The organism is Pontibacter sp. SGAir0037, assembly GCF_005491705.1.
GTDB lineage: Bacteria > Bacteroidota > Bacteroidia > Cytophagales > Hymenobacteraceae > Pontibacter.
The window spans coordinates 746,611-766,978 of record NZ_CP028092.1; the positions used below are offsets into that span (position 1 = coordinate 746,611).

Below are 20,368 nucleotides of genomic sequence, written 5' to 3' on the forward strand. Positions count from 1 at the left end.
ATAAACTGTAAATTCTATTTCAATGCAAAAAATAATTGCATGTATTGTGCTTGCCATAATACTATGCCAGTATGCTCACGCTCAATCGGCGGTTGAGGGGAAGGTGGTCGATGCGATCACCAAAGAAGCTTTAACAGGTGCCAGTGTGCAGCTGAAAGGTACTACAAGTGGTGCTGTAACTGATTTTAACGGACATTTCAAACTAAACAGTAAAGCCGGGGCCGATACCATCGTTGTTTCTTATGTAGGCTATCTGCCGCAGCAGTTGCCTTTGGGTGCAAGCGGATTGTTTGTGCAGCTCCGCCGGTCTGCCAGCCAGCTGAACCAGGTGGTGGTATCGGCAAGCCGGGAAGGACAGGCCAGAACAGAAGTGCCTGTTGCGATCAGTGCCATCAGCAAAGAAGTTTTGTTAGAGACTAAACCTGTAACTTTAGACCAGGTGCTCAACAAGGTAAGCGGGGTGTATATGGTAAACCTCGGTAACGAACAGCATACAATGGCTATCCGGCAGCCCATTGGCTACAAAAGCCTGTTCTTGTACCTGGAGGACGGTATTCCGATCCGGACAAGCGGAGACTTTAACCATAATGCCTTAATCGAAATAAATATGGCGGCGCTTAAGTCCATAGAAGTGATTCGTGGTCCTGCTTCGTCGCTGTACGGAAGTGAGGCAATCGGAGGAGCCGTTAATTTTATTACGCAGGCACCCTCACAGGTATTTACTGCCAGAGTTCAGGCCGAAGCCAGCAATCTGGGCTACAAGCGGACCGATTTCTCTGCTTCCAATACCTTTGGAAAGCTCGGTGTGTATGTAGGCGGCTATTATGCTTCGCAACGTAACGGCATCATGAGCCACAGCGATTTCGATAAACTGGCACTTACCTTACGAGCTGATTACCAGCTAAGCGTAAAAAGTAAACTGACTACTGCTGCCAGTTTAATAGACTATGTTACTGACCAGACCGGTGGCCTGGACAGTACCCGGTTCTATAACAAGGAATACGCCAGCCTGCATACTTTTACGTACCGGAAAGTAAACGCCCTGCGCGTAAGAAGTACCCTGGAACATGCCTGGAACGAAAACAACTATACGCTGGTAACGCTTTTCTTCCGCAACAACGCCATTGGTCAGAACCCTTTTTACTCCATATCCAATGTGCAGGGAAATCCTTTAAAAGCAAAAGGAGAGATCAACGAAGATGCTTTCGAAAGCTATGGATTAATAGCACAGCATAAAAAAGGGCTGCCGGTTTTAAATGGACAACTCATCGGAGGCATCAGTTTCGACTATAGTCCTGCCACTTATCAGGCTCATTTTATAACTGTAGACAGAAGTACAACCGGCGTTTATACAGGTTATATTCCTACAGATTCCCTTTTAACCGATTACCAGGTACAGTTGCTGAACTCTGCTGCGTATGCACAACTGGAGCTGAATCCGGCGGAGAGGCTCAAGCTGGTGGCGGCTCTGCGCTACGACAGGCTCGACTATGCTTTCGACAACCACCTGCCCGGTAGTGCCTTTAGCGGTGCACCCGACGAAAAGAACGGTTTTAAAAGCCTGTCCCCGAAACTGGGACTCACATACGACCTGGGCAAGAGCAATGGACTTTATGCCAACTATAGTGTGGGCTTTGCCCCGCCTCAGATCACGGAGCTATATCGTGGCGTAAAAGTTCCTGCACTTAAGCCATCTAACTATACAAACTACGAAGCAGGGGGCTGGGTGAGCTTTGCGCAGCACCGGGGCTATCTCGATATTAGCTTTTATCAGTTGAACGGCACAAATGAAATTATTTCGGTACGCTTGCCGGACGGATCATACCAGAACCAGAATGCTGGCCGAACCAAGCATCAAGGGGTAGAATATACCTTGAAGTATGCTCCATCAGACCTTGTTTCCATACGCTTCAGTGGCACCAATGCCCGCCATTATTTCCAAGAGTACGAAGAGCGTGGCGTAGGCTTCAATAATAACGAGATGGCGACAGCGCCCCGCTTTATTTCCAACACCGAAGTTACTTTCAGACCTGTTTTTGTGCAGGGCCTGCGCCTGAGCCTGGAGTGGCTGCACCTGGGCAAGTACTATATGGATGCGGCCAATACCGAATATTACAATGGCTATAATTTGTTGAATGGCAGGGTGGGCTATACAATAAAAGGTTTTGAAATATGGCTGAACAGCCTGAACCTGGCCAACCAGCTGTACGCCACGACTGCCGAGAAAACTGCCTATGGCAAAAGCTACAGGCAAGGTACTCCCAGAGTTTTTCACCTGGGCCTGGGCTATAGTTTTGCTGCCAGGCAGTAGTAATTTTTAGAATTCATTTATCAGGTTTACAACCATTTACTTTATTTATGAAAAGAAGATTTGCGCTGTTTTATATGGTAATATGCCTGGCTTTTGCTGTAACAGGATGCCAGCCTACTCAGCAGACAGAAGAACAGGAGTCTGTAGCGGTTCAGATATCGCAGAAGGGGCTAAACGGCTCCTGTCCGTATCTTACCCAAGACCACGAAGGAAATATAGTGCTGTGCTGGGTGCAGGCACAGGATACAATCGGCAATTACCTTTTAACCTATGCTGTATCGAAAGACGGAGGAGAAAACTTCAGTTTGCCAAGGGCTATTCCTGCTTCAGCTGGTGTGTACCCGCACGACGAGAATTTATCGAAACTGATCTTTAAGAAGAATGGAGAAATGCTGGCTATGTTCGCCGTCAGCAATCCAAATCCTGAAAACAGTTATGCCGGACTTGTTTTTTATACCCAGAGCTTTGATGGGGGAGCTACCTGGACAAGTGCCAGGCAATTGGCTGAGAATGCCGAAAGCAGTATAGACGAACGCTATTTTGATGTGGCCTTATTGCCAGATGGCGAAGTTGGAGCTATCTGGCTCGATTCGCGCAAAACCAGCACCAAAGAAGGCTCCTCGCTCTACTTTTCCAGCACACAGGGCCGGAATGGTTTTGTAAGTGAAAAAGTAATAGACCAACAGCTTTGCCAGTGCTGCCGCACCGATCTGTATGTTGATGAACAGGATCGGCTGCATGTGGCTTACAGGGCCATTTTAAACGACAGTATTCGGGATATGATGCACATGTACTCAGCCGACAATGGCAAGACCTTTTCGGAAAGAGCGCGCATCAGCGAGGATAACTGGTCTATTAATGGCTGCCCTCATACAGGGCCTGCGCTGGCATCTAACCAGCAGGGGATGCACTTTGCCTGGTATACCATGGGTGGTGGAAGCGGTGTTTTTTACAGCCACAAACGGGAAGGAGCTGCCTTTACACCACGGGAAGCAGTAAGTAACCTGCCATCAGCCAAGCATCCTCAAATGGTGTCTTACGGCGGAGGTAAACTGGCTATTGTGTGGGACGAACGGGTACAGCAGGCCGAAAAATTCGGAAACAGGATTGGTTTACAACTGAGAGATCAGCAGGGGCAGTTCATAAGTAGTTCCCGCCTGACACCAGATTCACTCCGGGCAATTTATCCGGTGGTGTTGCCAATAGACCAGGAAAATTTGCTGGTAGCCTATACTTTGAAAGAAGATTCCGGAAGCCAGGTATGGTGGAAGAAGGTGCTGGTAAAGTAGGTGAAGGCAGAAGGTTAGAGGATTTTGTAAAAGCCTTTCTCACCTTCTGCCTTTTAACTTTTACTTTTCACTCACAATCTCTCCGTTGCGGTATTCGGCAGTGCGGACTACTTTGCCGGTGGCATCGTGGTATTTCCAGGTGCCGGTAGCGCGGTTATTCCTGAACTGGCCCAGTACCTCTACTTTTCCGTCCTCGAAGTATTGCTTAAAAGGGCCGAAACGGAGACCGTTTTTGTGATTTGTCTCAGACTTTAATTTGCCCGACGGGTGGAAAGCCTGGCTGACGCCTAATATTTTGCCTTTGTCGTAGTTATACTTTTCCATGACCTGACCGTTTTCATAGTACAGGAGTTTTTCTCCCTGTAATATGTCTGTCACGTATGTTTCAGAAGCCTGTATCGGTTTTCCGGGAGCATCATAATATTCTTTCCAGACACCGTGGCGCTGCTTCTTTTTAAATACTTCTTCGTCCTTTACATGACCTGAAGGATAGTAGTGGGTAATTTTGCTGTCGTTGTTGCTGTGGTTGCCTTCTTCCAGAAGGGTGCCATCTTCGTAAAACACCTTGCTGATGCCGCTAGGCTCCCCGTTTTTGTAGGTAATTACACTACGTGGCTGCCCATTTTCGTAAAAAGCTTTGGCTAAGCCATGCATTTTGCCAGCCTGAAAAGTGCCTTCTGTGCTTAACTTACCGCTTTTATAATAGCTTTTGTAACTGCCGTTTTTCTGCCCCGCCACATTCTGTACTTCCATTTCCAGTTGCCCGTTATCGAAGTATGTTTTATAGGAGCCTTCCAGCATGCCATTGTTATAGGTGGCTTCCGTGTTTAATATGCCATTCTCGTAATAGGTTTTGGCCAGTCCGTTCTGCTGGTTGTTTTTATAGTATATCTCAGATTTTACCTTGCCGGATGGATAGAATTCCTTTACCAGCCCTTCCGGGAAACCGTTCAAAAAACTGGCTTCCTGCCGTACTGTGCCATCGGCATAAAAGGTTTTGATCACGTTGCTTTGCTGGTCGTTCTCATACATACCTTCCTGCAATACCTTGCCGTTTGGATGGTATGCTTTAAAGGGCCCGTGTTTGATATTCTGCTTGTAAGAGATCTGGAGCTTTGGTTGTCCGTTGGGATAAAACTCGGTTAAAACGCTGTCACGTTTTCCTTCTACAAATTTCACCAGAGCTTCACGTTCGCCGGTTGGGTAGAAGCGGTTATAATACCCTACTATAAGAGAATCAGGTGTGATGTAATATACTTCCTTTACAGAAGAGCTTTCGTTGTTGTGATAGGTGATCACTTTCGATTGAGCAACAGCGGCAACTTTCAGTAGCAGCAAGGTGAAAAGCAATGAAAGAAATCGACTCATAAATAACATATCAAGTGGTTATAGACAATAGACAAAAAGCCTGCCTAAAAAATTCATCAGCAGCAGTTTAAAGCCCGGGCAAAACAAAAGCAGCCTTACGGGTTAACGTAAGGCTGCCTGCAAATTATATACAAATTCCGGAATTATAGCTTTTCTATTACAAGAGAAGAAGCTCCGCCACCGCCGTTGCAGATACCGGTAACGCCAATCCTGCCACCTTTTTTATCGAGTACATTGCAAAGGGTTACCAGAATGCGTGCGCCCGAAGCCCCCAGCGGGTGACCGAGCGAAACGGCTCCACCAAATACGTTTACATTACCGCCTTCCAGGCCAAGCTTCTGGTTATTAGCCAGCGACACAACCGAGAAGGCCTCATTGATCTCATAGAAATCAACTTCACCTGGTTCTATACCTGCATGCTTCAGGGCTTTTGGTATAGCCAGCGCCGGAGTAGTGGTAAACCAGATCGGGTCTTGCTCGGCATCGGCAAAGCCTAGTATTCTGGCAATAGGCTTTACGCCCAGTTCCTCGGCTTTTTCCTTGCTCATCAGCAGTACGGCAGCAGCCCCATCGTTCAGGGTAGAGGCATTAGCGGCTGTTACCGTGCCCGCCTTATCGAAAACCGGTTTCAGGCCCGGTATTTTATCGAAGTTTACTTTTCTGTATTCTTCGTCCTCTGTAACTACCAGCGGCTCTTTTCCACGCTGAGGAATTTCAACCGGAATTATTTCATCTTTGAGTAAGCCTGCTTCGGCGGCTTCGGCTACTTTTCGGTAAGAGCCGATGGCGTATTCATCCTGCATTTCGCGGGTGATTTTCATCTCACGGGCTGTATTTTCTGCCGCGTTACCCATATGAAAATCATTATATACATCCCAAAGACCATCTTTTAACAAACCGTCGGTCATCTGGCCATGTCCTAGTTTAGCTCCGAACCGCGCTTTTTCGAGGTAGAAAGGCACATTAGACATGCTTTCCATGCCACCGGCTACTATTACATCTTTATGCCCCAGCATAATGGCCTGAGCCGCAAACATAATGGCTTTCGTGCCGGAAGCACATACTTTGTTTACGGTAGTACACTCCACATTGTAACCGAGGCCGGCTTTAATGGCAGCTTGTCTGGCAGGTGCCTGGCCCAGGTTGGCCGACAACACATTACCCATAATCACCTCCTGTACCAGTTCTTTAGCTACCCCAGCACGCTCTAAGGCTCCTTTTATGGCTGCAGCACCCAACTCTGTGGCAGAAAGACTGGCGAGCGCACCACCAAAACTGCCAATAGGAGTCCGAACGGCTGATATAATATATACTTCTTTTGTTTGCATAGTTTTTTAACAGAATTTATGTTGTTGTGTGAAGTTACGAATTTCTGCTGATAAAGCTAACATTCGTTAGGGGGTAAGTGGAGTCACGGAAGCAAAGAGAAATGGTTAAACTGCGTGGTAGCGAAGCCTATACCATACGCACTAATCATCTGAACAGGGAACTGATTGACGTTCAAATTAATGATTAAATAACATAAGCTGGTTTATTTTGTAATTTTTTATTAAGATTATTGCACCGAAAAAATTTCTTTAACTAAAACCTACTTTAATGAAGCAAACTCTACTACTTGTCTTCCTTTGTAGCGTTCTCATATCCCTTGTTTTCCCGGAACAGGCAGCAGGGCAGAGCGTCTTTATCAATGAAATTCACTACGACAATAACGGGGCCGATGTCAACGAAGGAGTTGAAGTGGCAGGCCCGGCCGGAACAGATCTCACTGGTTGGAGCATTGTATTTTACAACGGGAGCGGGGGCGCTTCTTATGGCACTCGTTCACTTTCAGGTATCATTGCAAACCAGGCAAACGGCTATGGGTTTGTGCATGTACCTTATGCTGGAATCCAGAATGGATCTCCAGACGGTGTAGCCCTGGTAGATGCCAATAACCAGGTGGTACAGTTCTTAAGCTACGAAGGTGCTTTTGTAGCAACAAGCGGCCCGGCCAATGGCATGAGCAGCACCGATATAGGAGTTTCGCAGCCTGGAACAGGTCCCGAAACCTTTTCGTTGCAGTTAAGCGGCACTGGAAAGGTTTATACTGATTTTACCTGGGTTGCAGAAGCGCAAAGCACTTTCGGAGCTGCTAATAACAACCAGGGCTTTGGTACTGGCGGTGGCGGTACAACCCCCGATCCTGAACCGGAACCAGAGCCGGATCCTCAGCCGGAGACACCAGGCAAAGTCATTGTTTTCATTAATGAGATACACTACGATAATGCCGGTACCGATGTAAACGAAGGTGTGGAAGTGGCGGGTTTAGCAGGTACGAACTTAGCTGGGTGGCAACTGGTGCCTTATAACGGAAGCAATGGCGCTACCTACAACCCGATTGTTAACTTATCGGGTATCATCCCCAATCAGCAGAACGGCTATGGCGCTGTTTTCTTCCCGATAAATGGTTTGCAGAATGGTGCACCCGATGGCATTGCTTTGGTAGATGCTGCAGGTAAAGTAGTGCAGTTTTTAAGCTATGAAGGTGCTTTTACCGCGACAAACGGTCCTGCCAATGGCATGACGAGCACCGATATTGGTGTGTTGCAGACTGGTTCTGAAGCTATCGGGCTAACGCTGCAGCTAACTGGTATAGGTTCAGCATACGAAGATTTTACCTGGACAGCAGCTCTTGCCTCTACTTATAACGAGGTAAACAACGGCCAGGTATTCCTGCCTCAGGGCGATATAGTTTTCATCAACGAGCTCCACTACGATAACGTGGGTACAGATGTGAACGAGGGAGTAGAACTGGCAGGTAAGGCCGGTACCGACCTGAGTGGCTGGAGACTGATTCCTTACAATGGTAGCAACGGAGCTACGTATGCGCCAATCATAACCTTATCTGGTACTATTCCGAACCAGCAGAACGGTTTCGGTACTGTTTTCTTTCCAATCAGTGGTTTACAGAATGGCGCCCCTGATGGTATTGCTCTTGTAAATGCGGCTGATTCTGTGTTGCAGTTCCTGAGCTATGAGGGTGTTTTTACTGCGACAAACGGACCAGCAGCCGGCATGTTAAGTACTGATATTGGTGTAGAACAGGATGCTAATACACCATTAAACACTTCATTGCAGTTAACGGGTTCAGGTTTTATTTACCAAGATTTTACCTGGTCTTCTTCTATGGCCAGTACCTATAATGCCGTTAATACAGGGCAGCTGTTCGGTATCGGAGAGCCTGAGCCAGAACCAGATCCGGAGCCACAGCAGGTAAATATTGCACAGGCAAGAGCCTTGCGCATAGGAACTCCTGTTATTGTTAACGGCACCATAACAGCTGCGAGCGAATTGGGCGGTCCGGCTTTTATACAAGATACAACAGGTGGTATAGCTGTTTTCGGATATGCAGTTCACGGTCCGGGCAACTACCAGATCGGAGATTCGATACAGGTAACAGCGGTGATAGGAGAGTTTAACCAGCAGTTGCAGTTAGTAGATGTGGTGAAGGTTGAAAGCTACGGAGTGGCTACTAACCCGATTACGCCTGTGATTATTACTGCCTCTCAGGTGGCTGCTTACGAAGGGCAGTTGGTTGCTGTGCCAGGTGTAAGCTTTACTGACAAGCGCGGCCTGCTGTTCCCGGAAAGCAACTACAATGTTACAGACGGCACTGCCACCCTGCAGGTAAGGATTGATGGAGATGTGCAAAGCCTGGTGGGCCGTGTAAAGCCACAGGATGCTGTTACCATAACTGGTGTAGTAGGTAGTTTCAGAGGTACTCCCCAGTTGCTGCCACGCTTCGAAGCCGATCTTCCTGGTACCAGACCTTACGTTGCGGCTGGTTCTGATGTGCCTGTTGCCAAAACACTGGATGTCATGAGCTGGAACATGGAGTTCTTTGGCTCTACACTGCCTACTTATGGTCCGTCTGATGTGCAGCTGCAGCTTCAGAATGCGAAGAAAGTGATCGAGAGCTCCAAGGCGGATATTATTGCCGTGCAGGAAATATCGGATGAGAATCTGTTACAGCAACTGGTGGATATGCTGCCGGGCTATGCGCGTGTATGCTCTGATCGCTTCTCTTACTCATTTAACGGACCAGATCCTACTTTCCCGGAACAAAAGGTTTGCTTTATCTATAATACAGCCTTTATTTCTGTTGTAAGCGACAGAGTGGTTTTTGAGGAGATGTATGATGCAGCCCGAACCGGAGCCAGCACGCCTCTGAATAATTACCCAACCAGCCCTTCTTCTTTCTGGTCGAGCGGCAGGTTACCTTATATGCTGACGGTAGATGCTACCATAGAAGGTGTTACCGAAAGAATCAGCCTGATTAATATTCATGCGAAGTCTGGTTCTGCCAATGCCGATCTTATCCGCAGGCGCTATGATGTACAGGCGCTGAAAGATACGCTGGACCAGTATTACCCTGATGTGAACCTGATCCTGTTAGGTGATTACAACGACGATGTGGACGAGTCGATTGGCGGCGGTGCTTCTACGTATGCTTCTTTTGTGACGGCAGACAATTTCAGAGTGGTAACCTCTACTCTAAGTGAAGCAGGTTTACGCTCATTCATCACACAAGATAACGTTATCGATCATATTACCATCAGCGATGAACTATACGACGAGTATTATGCGGGTTCTGAAACTCTGATCATACCGTTTAACCTTATTCCGAACTACGCCAATACAACTTCGGATCACTTGCCGGTGATGACGAGGTTCGAGTTTAACGAGCCATTGGTAGCTGATGCCGGTGCCGATAAAACAGTATATTTTGGTTATCCTCCGACTGCCTGCGCTACGCTTACTGCAAGTGCTACAGGTGGAGAAGCAGGTTATACTTATAGCTGGAGCACCGGAGAAACCACGGCAACCATCTCGGTATGCCCTGAGGTGAGCACCGTATACACCGTAACTGTTACCGATGCCAGAGGCAGAACAACTACGGATGCGGTACAGGTGCATGTGGTAAATGTAAGCTGCAGCAATAACGGAAACAACCAGAAAGTACTGCTTTGCCACAATCCATCAGGCAAGCCTGGCAAAGAGAAAACACTGTGCGTTTCAATTAATGCAGTAGAAGAGCATCTGGCTAAAGGTGCTACATTGGGTAGCTGCGCTGCTTCAGGTGCTTATGAGCCGGAAGTTTCTTTTGCCGTGTCTCCAAACCCTGTGGCAGATGTGCTGAACATTGAGTTTGAAAGTGCAGATGCAGGAGAGGTAGAAGTGGTGATTTATGATAAGAACGGACAGGCGATATACAGCAAATCCCATAAAGTGAAAAATGGCACCATCACGTTGAACACGAAAAGCCTGAAAATGACCTCAGGCATTTACTACCTGAAAATCAGCAACGGGTCAAGCACACAGTCACTTAAAGTTGTAAAGCAGTAACAAGCTTACTTACAGCACTAACAGGAAAGCCCGGCTTTAAGCCGGGCTTTCCTGTTTTTAAGACTTGCTGCTAAAATTAATTTAAAGCATTGCTTACAAACCTAAACAAAGATTGTATAAATTTAATTGACAGCAGCACCTTTACCTATGACCAAAAAACTTCTAGTTCTAATACCCCTGTTCTTTATCAGCCTCAGCACCTTTGCCCAAACGGATAGTTTACGGAATGAAATTCTGAATTACCAGGAGTCGAAAGCCGGGATGATTGACAAAGGCAGAAGGTTGTTGCTGGAAAAGTTCCTGGCAGGTGACCAGGAAAAAGTGCGGGAGGTGCTGCAATACCTGGTCACCTATGAAGAAGATGCCGATTATGTGGCATTTTATCCGCTGGAAAAGTGGCTGCTGTATTACTGGACAGAGCAGTACCCGCTCGTGCTGCAGGATATGCTTATGGCTGATTCGATCTTGGTGTCTGTTTCCAGAACCCGGATCAGACCGCGCCAGGATGTGTTGGCGGAAAAGCTGCTTTCATACCTGATGGGAAAGCAGGCGGAGGCCAAGCTTAAAATTCAGCTGTCAGATTTAACCGATGCCGAAAAGAATGTTCTAATACTAAATCTTGATTACCTTCTTTCAGACACAGAGCAAACACCTGATGTGCAGGAAGACCTGAACAGGCAGGCAGAACAGTACTTAGCGGCATTTCCTGATTCTAAGTACAATCCGTATGTGAAGAGTTATATCCGGTTTGCTTTTAAACCCTCTACATGGGGATTTGCCTTTGAATTCTTTTCCGGCTACGGCAGCTTTACCGAAAACCTGGAGACAAATTTCAATAACAGCATCCCGATGGGTATAGCCTTCGATATTTTCTATAACCGGTGGGGCTTATACTTGCGCAACTATATCGGCTTTAGCAAAACTAAAAATGCGCTTCCTTTTCCGGATGCTATCTGGAGCGACGGTGCGCAGGCACGTGTATTTTTACCGGAGGCCTCGCTGGGCTACGCTGTCCTGGACAACAGATATGTAAAACTGGCACCGTTTGCTGGTATTTCTTCGATGCACATTTCTCCCACGGCGCACGATATCGAACAGATTCCGGAATATAAGGATGTGGGCCTCTCGTTTACGACAACATATACAGCAGGTCTAAGCCTGGACCTGAAACTAGGTAAGACTACGGCTGTTATGAGACATGCGAATGGAGAAGAATCTTATTGGTTCGCCAGAATCCGGTACTCCTATAATCAGCCGCAGTTTAACTGGAAATACACCGGGTACAATGGTAACTTTCATTCTATAACTATTGGCATAGGCGGGTTTGGCAGAGTATTAAAACGGGATTACTGATAATGCTGATTTTTATCTGAAAAAATAAAAGCAATGCAACCCTTTTCTCTAAAACAGAATCTTCTCTATAAACACACTATATATCAGTTAATCACGAATCTTTAAATGATCAGTATTATGAGAATTCCGAAAGCCTTACTTGGAGCTATACTGGTTGGTATAACCGTGCAGACAAGCAGCTGTACTAAAGGCGAACTGCCAGAGCCAACCGCAGAACAAGGAACAAAGGGAAAAGAGGTAAAGACATATCCTGCTAACTGCCCTGCCTGTGGCATGGGATAAGGTAGTTCAGAGCTATCTGGCTATCATGAAAGCGCCTGAAGTGTTCGCGTCCATTGCCTGTAATTTAGATACAGATATTCTCTCCGCTGCCTTTCCATTGCTGGAAGAGGGGAGGGTAGAGGCACTGGAATGGTCCTTTGATACCCTGTATTGGGCGGAGCAGGTCCCTGACTGGTTTTCAGAACTACTCCATACCTATAGTGGAGAGGAGAGACTGGTTGGGCATGGGGTGTTCTTTTCCTTGGTTTCAGGTAAATGGACAAAAGAGCAGCAGCAATGGCTAGAGCATCTAAAGCAGGTCTGCCGGCAGTTTCACTTCGACCATATAACAGAGCACTTCGGCTTCTTTACCGGGCAGAATTTCCATTACGGAGCTCCCCTTAACATACCGTATACCAGCAGCACCCTACGCATCGGGCAGGACAGGCTAATGCGCATCTCGGATGCCTGCCAGCGCCCTGTCGGCCTGGAGAACCTGGCTTTCTCCTACTCGTTGGATGAGGTAAAGCAGCATGGGCATTTCCTGGAAAAGCTGGTGGAGCCAGTGAACGGTTTCATTATCCTGGACCTGCACAATTTATACTGCCAGTTGCATAACTTTTCTGTGTCATTTGAAGAGCTTATGCAGCTCTATCCTTTGCACCGGGTGCGTGAAATCCATATTTCAGGAGGCAGCTGGGAAAGTTCTGTGCTTGACCCGGCCATCAGGATAAGACGCGACACCCACGACGATGCAGTACCTGCTGAGGTTTTTCAGTTGCTGGAGTATGCCTTGCCGCTATGCCCTGAACTGAAGTACGTAGTGCTGGAACAGCTTGGGAACGGCTTAAAACTTGAAAGTAGCAGAATACAATTCCGGCAAGATTTCCTGAAGATGGAGGAACTGGTAAAGCGCCACACAACTACCAGGAAACCCGCCGCTAAAAATCTTTTTCTTCCCTCTCACCCCTTGCAACCAGGCGCTGCCGCAGAAGACAAAACGCTGCAGGCGCAACAATACACCCTGTCGCACATCCTGGAGACGGCAACTTCATACGAAGAAGCTTTGCAGTTGCTCCGGTCTTCTTCCCTGGCAAACTCCGAATGGCAAATTGAAAGCTGGGCTCCGCATATGCTGGAAACGGCCATCAGTATTGCACAGAAATGGCGGAAGTAATACCTGTTCTACAATAGAAATCCTGTTTTTTATAAAGGGTTTTACTTGCATTTTAAAGCGTTGTTGAAGTGTATTTTAATATAGCTATATGCTATGTTTGTCTATGTTGGATGTTATGTTTTTGTTTGTAAATCAATATTTTAAACAAATATAAGTGCAGGTTAGGGTATTGATTATTTTCTTTTTTATTTTGTGATTTTTACGGGATAGTCTGAATTATTAAACCTTTTTCCTTCTTTTTAAACTTATCACTTGAACTTTGCCTTGTGCATGGAAGGGCTATTTCGCAGCAATCCTCTTTTATGAAATCAATTTTACTGTTATTACTTCTTCTTTCGGGTACGCTCCAGGCACAAAATAAAGTTATAGATAGTTTGCAGGTGGAATTGTCGAAAGCGCAGACAGATTCGGCCAGAATTATGGCAAACTGTAACCTGAGCAAAGAATACCTGCTTACGGATGTAAAGAAGGCAAAGGAATATGCGCTGGCAGCAGATCAGCTGGCAACAGCCTCTGGGTACAGGCTTGGAAATTCCAAAGCCCTGAACCTGTTGGGAAATGCTTACCTGATCACTGGTGAGTACGACCAGGCAATGGACTGCCACTATAAAGCGCTGAAAATGGCAAATGAAATGCAGGATACTGCCAGCCTAACCGCTTCTTACCTAAATCTTGGAAGCATTTACTTTAAAATTAAAGATTTAGACAGGGCTGTAAAAAATTACAGTGCTGCTTCTGCGCTGTCGGAGAAAACCAATAATAAGAAGAGCCTGGGCAAGGTGTACAATAACCTGGGCAATGTATACGAAGAGAAAGGTGAATACAAAAAAGCACTGGAGTTCTTTCAGAAAGCGGCAGCCCTACAGGAGGAAATCGGCGACAAGAAGAGCTGGGCCATCAGTTTGCATAACATTGGGAATGTGCACCTGTATTTTGATCATCCTGAGGAAGGGCTTCCATACCTGTTTGAGTCGGTTCGTCTGAATCAGGAGTTGCATCATGACATGATTCTGATGGCTTCACTGGGCAGAATAGCCAAAATTTACCAAGCTGTAGGTAACCGAGTGGAGGCCCTGAAATATGCCCGCCAAAGTCTGGCAATGGCTGAAAAAGTGGAATCGGGAAAAAAAATTGCAGAAGCGGCACAGCTGATGCACGAAATTTACGCATCGCTGCAACAGTACGACCTGGCGTATAAATATCAGTCGCTTTACACCAGGCAAAGCGAATTAATGAATGCAGAAAGCCGCACCAAAATTGAGTCGGAGTTAACGGCTAAATATGAAACCGAGCAGAAAGAGCTGGAAAACGCAAATTTAAGAGCAGAAAGTGATAAGAAAGCACTGGAGATAGCGCACCACCACAAGTCATTTATGATGGGTGCTGCCCTTACTGTGCTTTTATTTGCCTTACTTATAGTAGTGATAGCTGGGAAGCTTCGATTAAGAACTGCGTTCAAAAAGCTGCAGGAGGCACACCTTTTTATGCAGCGGCAGCACACAGAAATTGTGCAGCAGAAAAATGAAATCTGCTCGCAGGCACTAGTCTTAAAAGAACAGAACGAAAGGCTTGGCAAGCTTGATGGCTTTAAAAACAAAGTATTTTCCATTGTCTCTCACGACCTGCGGAGTCCTTTAAATTCCATAAAAGGTATCCTGGGGCTGGCAAAAAAACGAACCATGACGGAGCAGGAAGTGAAGCATATCTTCGGTCTGCTGGAGCGGGAGATGTCGGTGGCAATGAGCATGCTGGACAATGTGCTGATCTGGGCAAAGGCACAGTTAAAAGAATCATCTGTTGAGCTGAAGGAGGTAGACCTTCATATAGTAGCCGATGAAAATATATACTTGGCGGTTTCGGAGGCAGAGAAAAAGGGTGTTCAGTTGATAAACGGTATTGCTGCAAATAAAGTAGCTGTAGCCGATAAAGAAAGGTTGAATTTCGTACTGCGCAACCTGTTAATGAACGCTATTAAGTTTTCTTATGCCGGTGGAGAAATCAGGCTTACGGCAGAAGAGCAGGAAGAAAAAGTAGTATTGGCTATCCGTGATCATGGCAAGGGCATACTGCCGGAGCACCTGGCAGGACTGTTCACCGAAAAACGTTATACTACGCTAGGCACCTCCAACGAAAAAGGCACGGGTTTAGGGCTGATGCTGAGCAAAGAACTGCTGGAAAGCATCAACGGCAGTATTCAGGTGGAGAGCGAAGCAGGTAAAGGAAGTACTTTTTTCATAGTTCTGCCCAAAGCAGTGCAAGTAAGGCGGGAAACGGTTGTATAAAAATTCATAGTGGCTTTTACAGCGGCTTACGCACTGAGGTATAGGTGAGGACTTAGTTACCACTATACTTTTCGTTTCAGGAGTCTTTCCTATAAAATTCAGGCCCCTTGTTCTGGCAGGGGCTTTTCTTTTTGAGGCTAAACCGGAATAAATGCCAGGCCTCTACTGTGTTGTAGCTACATACTGACATGTAGCGCAGAAAATTAACTTTACTTGCCAGCCCCACCTTAAACTGCAATGCAGCGCTACCTAAATTCCGCCACACTTACTCAGGCTGTACTTCAGAGGCAGGTATAGTGGTGTACTTATTGTGCGCCGAAAGCCTGCAGCAGGCCAACAAAAAAAGGATCGGGTGCGTAATTCAATGAAGTTTGATTAGAAAAACTAGGATATAAGCAAGTGTATGCCTGTCCTGATGTAGCGATGTGATGCATCATTTTTTAATCCTACCATCTGGATCATCAGCACAAACATGTAAGATAAAGTCTGAAACTATGGAAAACCCCTCCTCTGCATTACCTCAAAAACGTACGGTGCGGCTCAATATCAATGGTAAAGAAGAACAACTGGAGCTGGCTCCCTGGACTTCTTTGCTGGATGCCTTGCGCGAGCACCTCCACCTGACAGGTACCAAAAAAGGATGTGACCACGGCCAATGCGGTGCCTGCACCGTGCTTGTGGATGGCAAACGCATTAACTCCTGCCTCACCCTGGCCGTGATGCAGGAAGATAAAGAAATTACCACCATCGAAGGCCTGGCGAAAGACGGTGAGCTACACCCGGTGCAGCAGGCCTTTATCGATCACGATGCCTTCCAGTGTGGCTACTGTACACCCGGTCAAATCTGTTCGGTGATCGGACTGGTAAACGAAGGGAAAGCCAAAACGCTGGATGATATCCGGGACCTGATGAGCGGAAATATCTGCCGCTGTGGTGCCTATACCAATATTGTAAAAGTAGTGCAGGAAGCACTGGAAAGGAGTAGTGCAGCATGAGGCCGTTTACATTTACAAAAGCCAGCGATGTTAATTCAGCTGTAAGTGAGGTTACCTCACACGAGAGTGCCAAGTTTATAGCAGGAGGCACTAACCTGCTCGATCTGATGAAGATTGATGTCATGCACCCGGCACACCTGGTGGATATTACGCACATCGCCTTAAAAACGATAGAAGAAAATGAAGAAGGAGGTCTAAGGTTAGGAGCTCTGGTAACCAATGCCGATACTGCCTATAACGAACAGGTGGAGCAGCGGTATCCTTTGCTTTCGCATGCCATACTCGCTGGCGCTACGGGGCAGTTGCGAAACATGGCCACCGATGGCGGAAACCTGCTGCAGCGTACTAGGTGCTACTATTTCTACGATACGCAAACTCCCTGCAACAAGCGGGAACCTGGTTCGGGTTGTTCGGCCATCAATGGCTATAACCGCGATCTGGCTATACTGGGCACAAGCGAACATTGCATTGCCACCCATCCTTCTGATATGGCGGTTGCACTGGCTGCACTGGAGGCAAAAGTAAATGTAAGCGGTAAAAACGGAGAAAGAACCATTCCGCTGTCCGAGTTTCACAGGTTACCCGGTGATACACCGCACATCGACACCAACCTGAAAGCAGATGAAATCATCACTTCTATTGATCTGCCTGCCAAAGGTTTTGCCGATCATTATACGTATATGAAGCTCCGCGACCGGTCTTCCTATGCCTTTGCGCTGGTTTCTGTTGCCGCAGCACTAGACATGGAGGGAGATACCATTAAAGAAGCCCGTATAGCTTTGGGCGGAGTGGCGCATAAGCCCTGGCGGGTGCCGGAAGGAGAGGCGCTGCTACAGGGGCAGCAGCCTGTAGCCGAAAACTTCAGGAAAGTGGCAGAAGCTTACCTGCAGGGGGCAAAAGGATACGGAGATAATGATTTCAAAATCGAGCTGGCGAAGCGCGCCATTGTGCGTGCGCTAGAGCAGGCTTACAAAATGGAAAGTGCATCATGACAGGAGATAAAATCGGAACACCGGCTAACCGGGTGGATGGCCGCGCAAAAGTAACCGGCGAGGCAAAATATGCAGCCGAATTTACGGCACCGGATCTTTTATATGGCTTTGTAGTAAACAGCGCCATTGCGAAAGGAAAAATAACGAAAATAGATACTTCCAAAGCGCTTGCGCTGGAGGGTGTGGTAGAAGTATTTACGCATGAGAACCGCCCTGGCTATGTATGGTTCGACAAAAACTACCAAGATCAGGATGCTCCGCCAGGCTCTCCTTTTCGCCCGCTTTATGACAATGAAATACAGTTTGGTATGCAGCCGATTGCCTTGGTAGTGGCAGAAAGCTTTGAACTGGCACGTTATGCAGGTATGCTGGTGGAAGTAGCGTATGAGCAGGAAGCATTCGATTCAGACTTTGAAGCGAACATAGAAAATGCTTATGAGCCGAAACAGTATAAGGCAACGCCGCCGCCCAAGCCCCGAGGCACACCTGATAACGCTTTGGAAAGTGCGCCTGTGCAGATAGAGACCACCTACAGCCATCCAAGCGAACATCATAATCCCATGGAAATGCATGCCACCACTGTTGTTTGGGGCGATGATGGGAAGATGACCATTTACGATAAAATTCAGGGGGTGCAGAACAGTCAGAAGTATATCTCGCAAGCCTTTGCGCTGCCGATGGAGGAAGTGCATGTCATCTCGCCTTTTGTAGGAGGAGGTTTTGGCTCCGGTTTGCGTCCGCAGTACCAGCTTTTTCTGACGGTGCTGGCAGCGCGGGAACTAAAGCGCTCTGTGCGGCTGGTGCTTACAAGGCAGCAAATGTTCTCTTTTGGGCACAGGCCCAAAACCACGCTTAAGTTTAAGATAGGTGCCTCCGGTGATGGAAAGTTAGAAGCACTTCAGAAAGATGTGTTTGCTGAAACATCCAGGTTTGAAGACTATACCGAAGATGTGGTAATATGGCCGGGCGTGCTCTATAAATGCGATCATGTAAAGCTGAGCCATAAGCTGGTGGGGCTGGATGTTTATACGCCGCTTGATATGCGTGCACCGGGAGGAACTACCGGTATTTACGGGCTGGAATGTGCGATGGACGAAATGGCCTACAAGCTTAAAATGGACCCGCTGGAGTTTCGGCTGAAGAATTATTCAGAGAAAGACCAGAACAAGGACCTGCCTTTCTCAAGTAAAGAGCTGAAGGAATGTTACCAGCAGGGTGCAGAAAAGTTCGGGTGGGATAAACGAAGCCTCGAACCACGCTCCATGAAGGAAGGCCATAACCTGATTGGCTGGGGCATGGCACACGGCGCCTGGGAAGCAAAGCAGAAACCCGCTGCTGCAAAAGCTGTGCTGGAAGCGAATGGTAACTTAACTGTAAGCTGCGCCACAGCCGATATCGGCACCGGAACCTATACCGTTATGAGCCAGATTGCCGCTGACACCCTGGGACTTCCATTGGCTGCCGTTACCTTTAAATTAGGAGACTCAACGCTGCCTATGTCGCCTCTGCAAGGCGGCTCCTGGACGGTTTCATCGGTAGGATCGGCTGTAAAAGCAGTGTGCGATAAAGTAAAGCAAAAGCTGTTAGACCTGGCACAGCAGGTAGCTAATTCTCCGGTGGCAGGTGCAGACCTGGCAAGTGTTGCTTTCAGTGATGGCAAGATCAGCCTGAACAGAGATCCTTCCAAAGCAGTTGCGCTTACAACTGTCCTGAAACAAGCCGAAGGTGGTGCTATAGAAGAAGAAGTATCGAATGAACCGGCCGAAGAACAAAGCAACTATGCACCCTACGCACACTCTGCCACCTTTGTAGAGGTGAAAGTAGATGAGGATCTGGGGACCGTGAAAGTAACACGTGTGGTGAGTGCTATTGCCGGAGGCCGCATCATCAATCCTAAAACAGCCAGAAGCCAGATTCTGGGTGGTGTGGTATGGGGCATAGGAGCCGCTATGGAAGAAGAGTCGGTAATGGATAATAACCTGGGCCGCTTTATAAACCACGACCTCGATAAGTACCATGTTCCGGTTAATGCCGATATACATGATGTTGAAGTGATTTTTGTGGAGGAGAAAGATGATATTGTGAACCCCATAGGTGCAAAAGGTTTAGGCGAGATCGGGATTGTAAGCGTAGCACCCGCCATTGCCAATGCTATTTTTCATGCTACTGGCAAGCGGGTAAGGGAATTACCGATTACGTTGGATAAGTTGTTGTAGGAAGGGGTTACAAGTTGTTAATAGATTAGTGGAGTTGCTGTGCTTCAGTAAGGAGAGTGTTATTGTATTATATATAGGGCAAACTTATTTAGCGTTAACATCATTCTGAAGCTGTTGTTCTGAATCGTCATCTGATTATGCACTTTGTTAGCTTTCGCCTCGCCGGCTGGGCCTTACTTTTCTCCTTGATGGGGGTAGGGCCCCTCGATGATGAGAAAAGTAAGCAAAAGAATCAAGACGATTTGCAACTCGCTGACCGCTCAAACAAAAAATCGTCATTTGTGCACCTGGCTGAGGCTGTTGCGCTGTTGTAGGAGTATATGAACTATCTTTAATACTGGCTTCTGCTGAGATTATGCTTCAGCCTGTCAGAGCTAAGAATAAGGAAATTAATAGCAAATTTTATAAGCTTACCAAAGCTCGACAAGCTTTAGCTATCGAACTGATTCCAGACTTTGGGTTGAGCGCCTCAGAATTGTAGCGGTGCCACGTGAGTGGCAGCCCGAAGGGCAGCTCTCAATTCTGCCGCGCGATGCCCGAAGGCGCGGCCTCGCTTATATAGGGCCCCTACCCCAGCCTTGAGCGTACCAAAGCTAACTATAAAACATAGCCTGCTTAAGACTGAGGTATGAAGAAAACTAAGAGATAAAAGCTTGTTTCAAGTAGTAGCAAACGGTAATGGCACAGACGCTCACAGGTCTTAAAGACACTGTGAGGTCTTTTGAGCAAATGCTATGGC

12 protein-coding genes are annotated in these 20,368 nt (G+C 47.2%); 10 read left to right on the forward strand and 2 right to left on the reverse strand.

The window, feature by feature from the left end:
• Positions 1–22: 22 nt before the first annotated feature.
• Both C1N53_RS02995 and C1N53_RS03000 read left to right on the forward strand, forming a co-directional pair.
• Complete coding sequence (locus tag C1N53_RS02995) at positions 23–2,311, forward strand: TonB-dependent receptor (protein ID WP_137757916.1); 2,289 nt, start codon at positions 23–25, stop codon at positions 2,309–2,311.
• A gap of 47 nt (positions 2,312–2,358) precedes the next feature.
• Positions 2,359–3,600 carry a sialidase family protein gene (locus C1N53_RS03000; RefSeq protein WP_137757917.1) on the forward strand — a complete coding sequence of 414 codons (1,242 nt, stop codon included), beginning with the start codon at positions 2,359–2,361 and terminating at the stop codon, positions 3,598–3,600.
• A 60-nt stretch (positions 3,601–3,660) separates the two neighbouring features.
• Here the strand turns inward: C1N53_RS03000 and C1N53_RS03005 are convergent, their stop codons facing one another.
• Positions 3,661–4,968 carry a toxin-antitoxin system YwqK family antitoxin gene (locus tag C1N53_RS03005; protein ID WP_137757918.1) on the reverse strand — a complete coding sequence of 436 codons (1,308 nt, stop codon included), beginning with the start codon at positions 4,966–4,968 and terminating at the stop codon, positions 3,661–3,663.
• Positions 4,969–5,111: 143 nt separating this feature from the next.
• Positions 5,112–6,296 carry an acetyl-CoA C-acyltransferase gene (locus C1N53_RS03010; RefSeq protein WP_137757919.1) on the reverse strand — a complete coding sequence of 395 codons (1,185 nt, stop codon included), beginning with the start codon at positions 6,294–6,296 and terminating at the stop codon, positions 5,112–5,114.
• Between the two features lie 268 nt (positions 6,297–6,564).
• Between C1N53_RS03010 and C1N53_RS03015 the strand changes: the two genes are divergently transcribed.
• The 8 genes from C1N53_RS03015 (at position 6,565) to C1N53_RS03045 (ending at position 19,629) form a co-directional block, all read left to right on the forward strand.
• Positions 6,565–10,353 (forward strand): T9SS type A sorting domain-containing protein, encoded by a 3,789-nt coding sequence (locus C1N53_RS03015; RefSeq protein ID WP_137757920.1) that lies wholly within the window; start codon positions 6,565–6,567, stop codon positions 10,351–10,353.
• 147 nt (positions 10,354–10,500) lie between these two features.
• A complete protein-coding gene (locus tag C1N53_RS03020) occupies positions 10,501–11,706 on the forward strand; it encodes a hypothetical protein (protein ID WP_137757921.1) in 1,206 nt (401 codons plus the stop codon).
• Between the two features lie 117 nt (positions 11,707–11,823).
• On the forward strand, positions 11,824–11,988 hold the full coding sequence (locus C1N53_RS22445; protein ID WP_168193947.1) for a hypothetical protein: 165 nt from the start codon (positions 11,824–11,826) through the stop codon (positions 11,986–11,988).
• Positions 11,975–13,144 (forward strand): DUF692 family multinuclear iron-containing protein, encoded by a 1,170-nt coding sequence (locus C1N53_RS03025; RefSeq protein ID WP_240773366.1) that lies wholly within the window; start codon positions 11,975–11,977, stop codon positions 13,142–13,144. The genes C1N53_RS22445 and C1N53_RS03025 overlap by 14 nt, the downstream gene beginning before the upstream one ends.
• Before the next feature lie 302 nt (positions 13,145–13,446).
• Complete coding sequence (locus tag C1N53_RS03030) at positions 13,447–15,426, forward strand: tetratricopeptide repeat-containing sensor histidine kinase (RefSeq protein WP_137757922.1); 1,980 nt, start codon at positions 13,447–13,449, stop codon at positions 15,424–15,426.
• A 494-nt stretch (positions 15,427–15,920) separates the two neighbouring features.
• Entirely contained in the window at positions 15,921–16,421 is a 501-nt protein-coding gene (locus tag C1N53_RS03035) for a (2Fe-2S)-binding protein (protein WP_137757923.1), read from the forward strand.
• Positions 16,418–17,413: a xanthine dehydrogenase family protein subunit M gene (locus tag C1N53_RS03040; protein WP_137757924.1), complete on the forward strand. Its 996-nt coding sequence runs from the start codon at positions 16,418–16,420 to the stop codon at positions 17,411–17,413. Before C1N53_RS03035 ends, C1N53_RS03040 begins: the two co-directional genes overlap by 4 nt.
• Positions 17,410–19,629: a xanthine dehydrogenase family protein molybdopterin-binding subunit gene (locus C1N53_RS03045; RefSeq protein WP_137757925.1), complete on the forward strand. Its 2,220-nt coding sequence runs from the start codon at positions 17,410–17,412 to the stop codon at positions 19,627–19,629. Before C1N53_RS03040 ends, C1N53_RS03045 begins: the two co-directional genes overlap by 4 nt.
• Positions 19,630–20,368 lie beyond the last annotated feature (739 nt).

Bases quoted from the DNA above. Each gene is read 5' to 3' on its own strand.
- C1N53_RS02995 (WP_137757916.1), top strand. From the start codon at position 23: ATGCAAAAAATAATTGCATGTATTGTGCTTGCCATAATACTATGCCAG.
- C1N53_RS03000 (WP_137757917.1), top strand. From the start codon at position 2,359: ATGAAAAGAAGATTTGCGCTGTTTTATATGGTAATATGCCTGGCTTTT.
- C1N53_RS03005 (WP_137757918.1), bottom strand. From the start codon at position 4,968: ATGAGTCGATTTCTTTCATTGCTTTTCACCTTGCTGCTACTGAAAGTT.
- C1N53_RS03010 (WP_137757919.1), bottom strand. From the start codon at position 6,296: ATGCAAACAAAAGAAGTATATATTATATCAGCCGTTCGGACTCCTATT.
- C1N53_RS03015 (WP_137757920.1), top strand. From the start codon at position 6,565: ATGAAGCAAACTCTACTACTTGTCTTCCTTTGTAGCGTTCTCATATCC.
- C1N53_RS03020 (WP_137757921.1), top strand. From the start codon at position 10,501: ATGACCAAAAAACTTCTAGTTCTAATACCCCTGTTCTTTATCAGCCTC.
- C1N53_RS22445 (WP_168193947.1), top strand. From the start codon at position 11,824: ATGAGAATTCCGAAAGCCTTACTTGGAGCTATACTGGTTGGTATAACC.
- C1N53_RS03030 (WP_137757922.1), top strand. From the start codon at position 13,447: ATGAAATCAATTTTACTGTTATTACTTCTTCTTTCGGGTACGCTCCAG.
- C1N53_RS03035 (WP_137757923.1), top strand. From the start codon at position 15,921: ATGGAAAACCCCTCCTCTGCATTACCTCAAAAACGTACGGTGCGGCTC.
- C1N53_RS03040 (WP_137757924.1), top strand. From the start codon at position 16,418: ATGAGGCCGTTTACATTTACAAAAGCCAGCGATGTTAATTCAGCTGTA.
- C1N53_RS03045 (WP_137757925.1), top strand. From the start codon at position 17,410: ATGACAGGAGATAAAATCGGAACACCGGCTAACCGGGTGGATGGCCGC.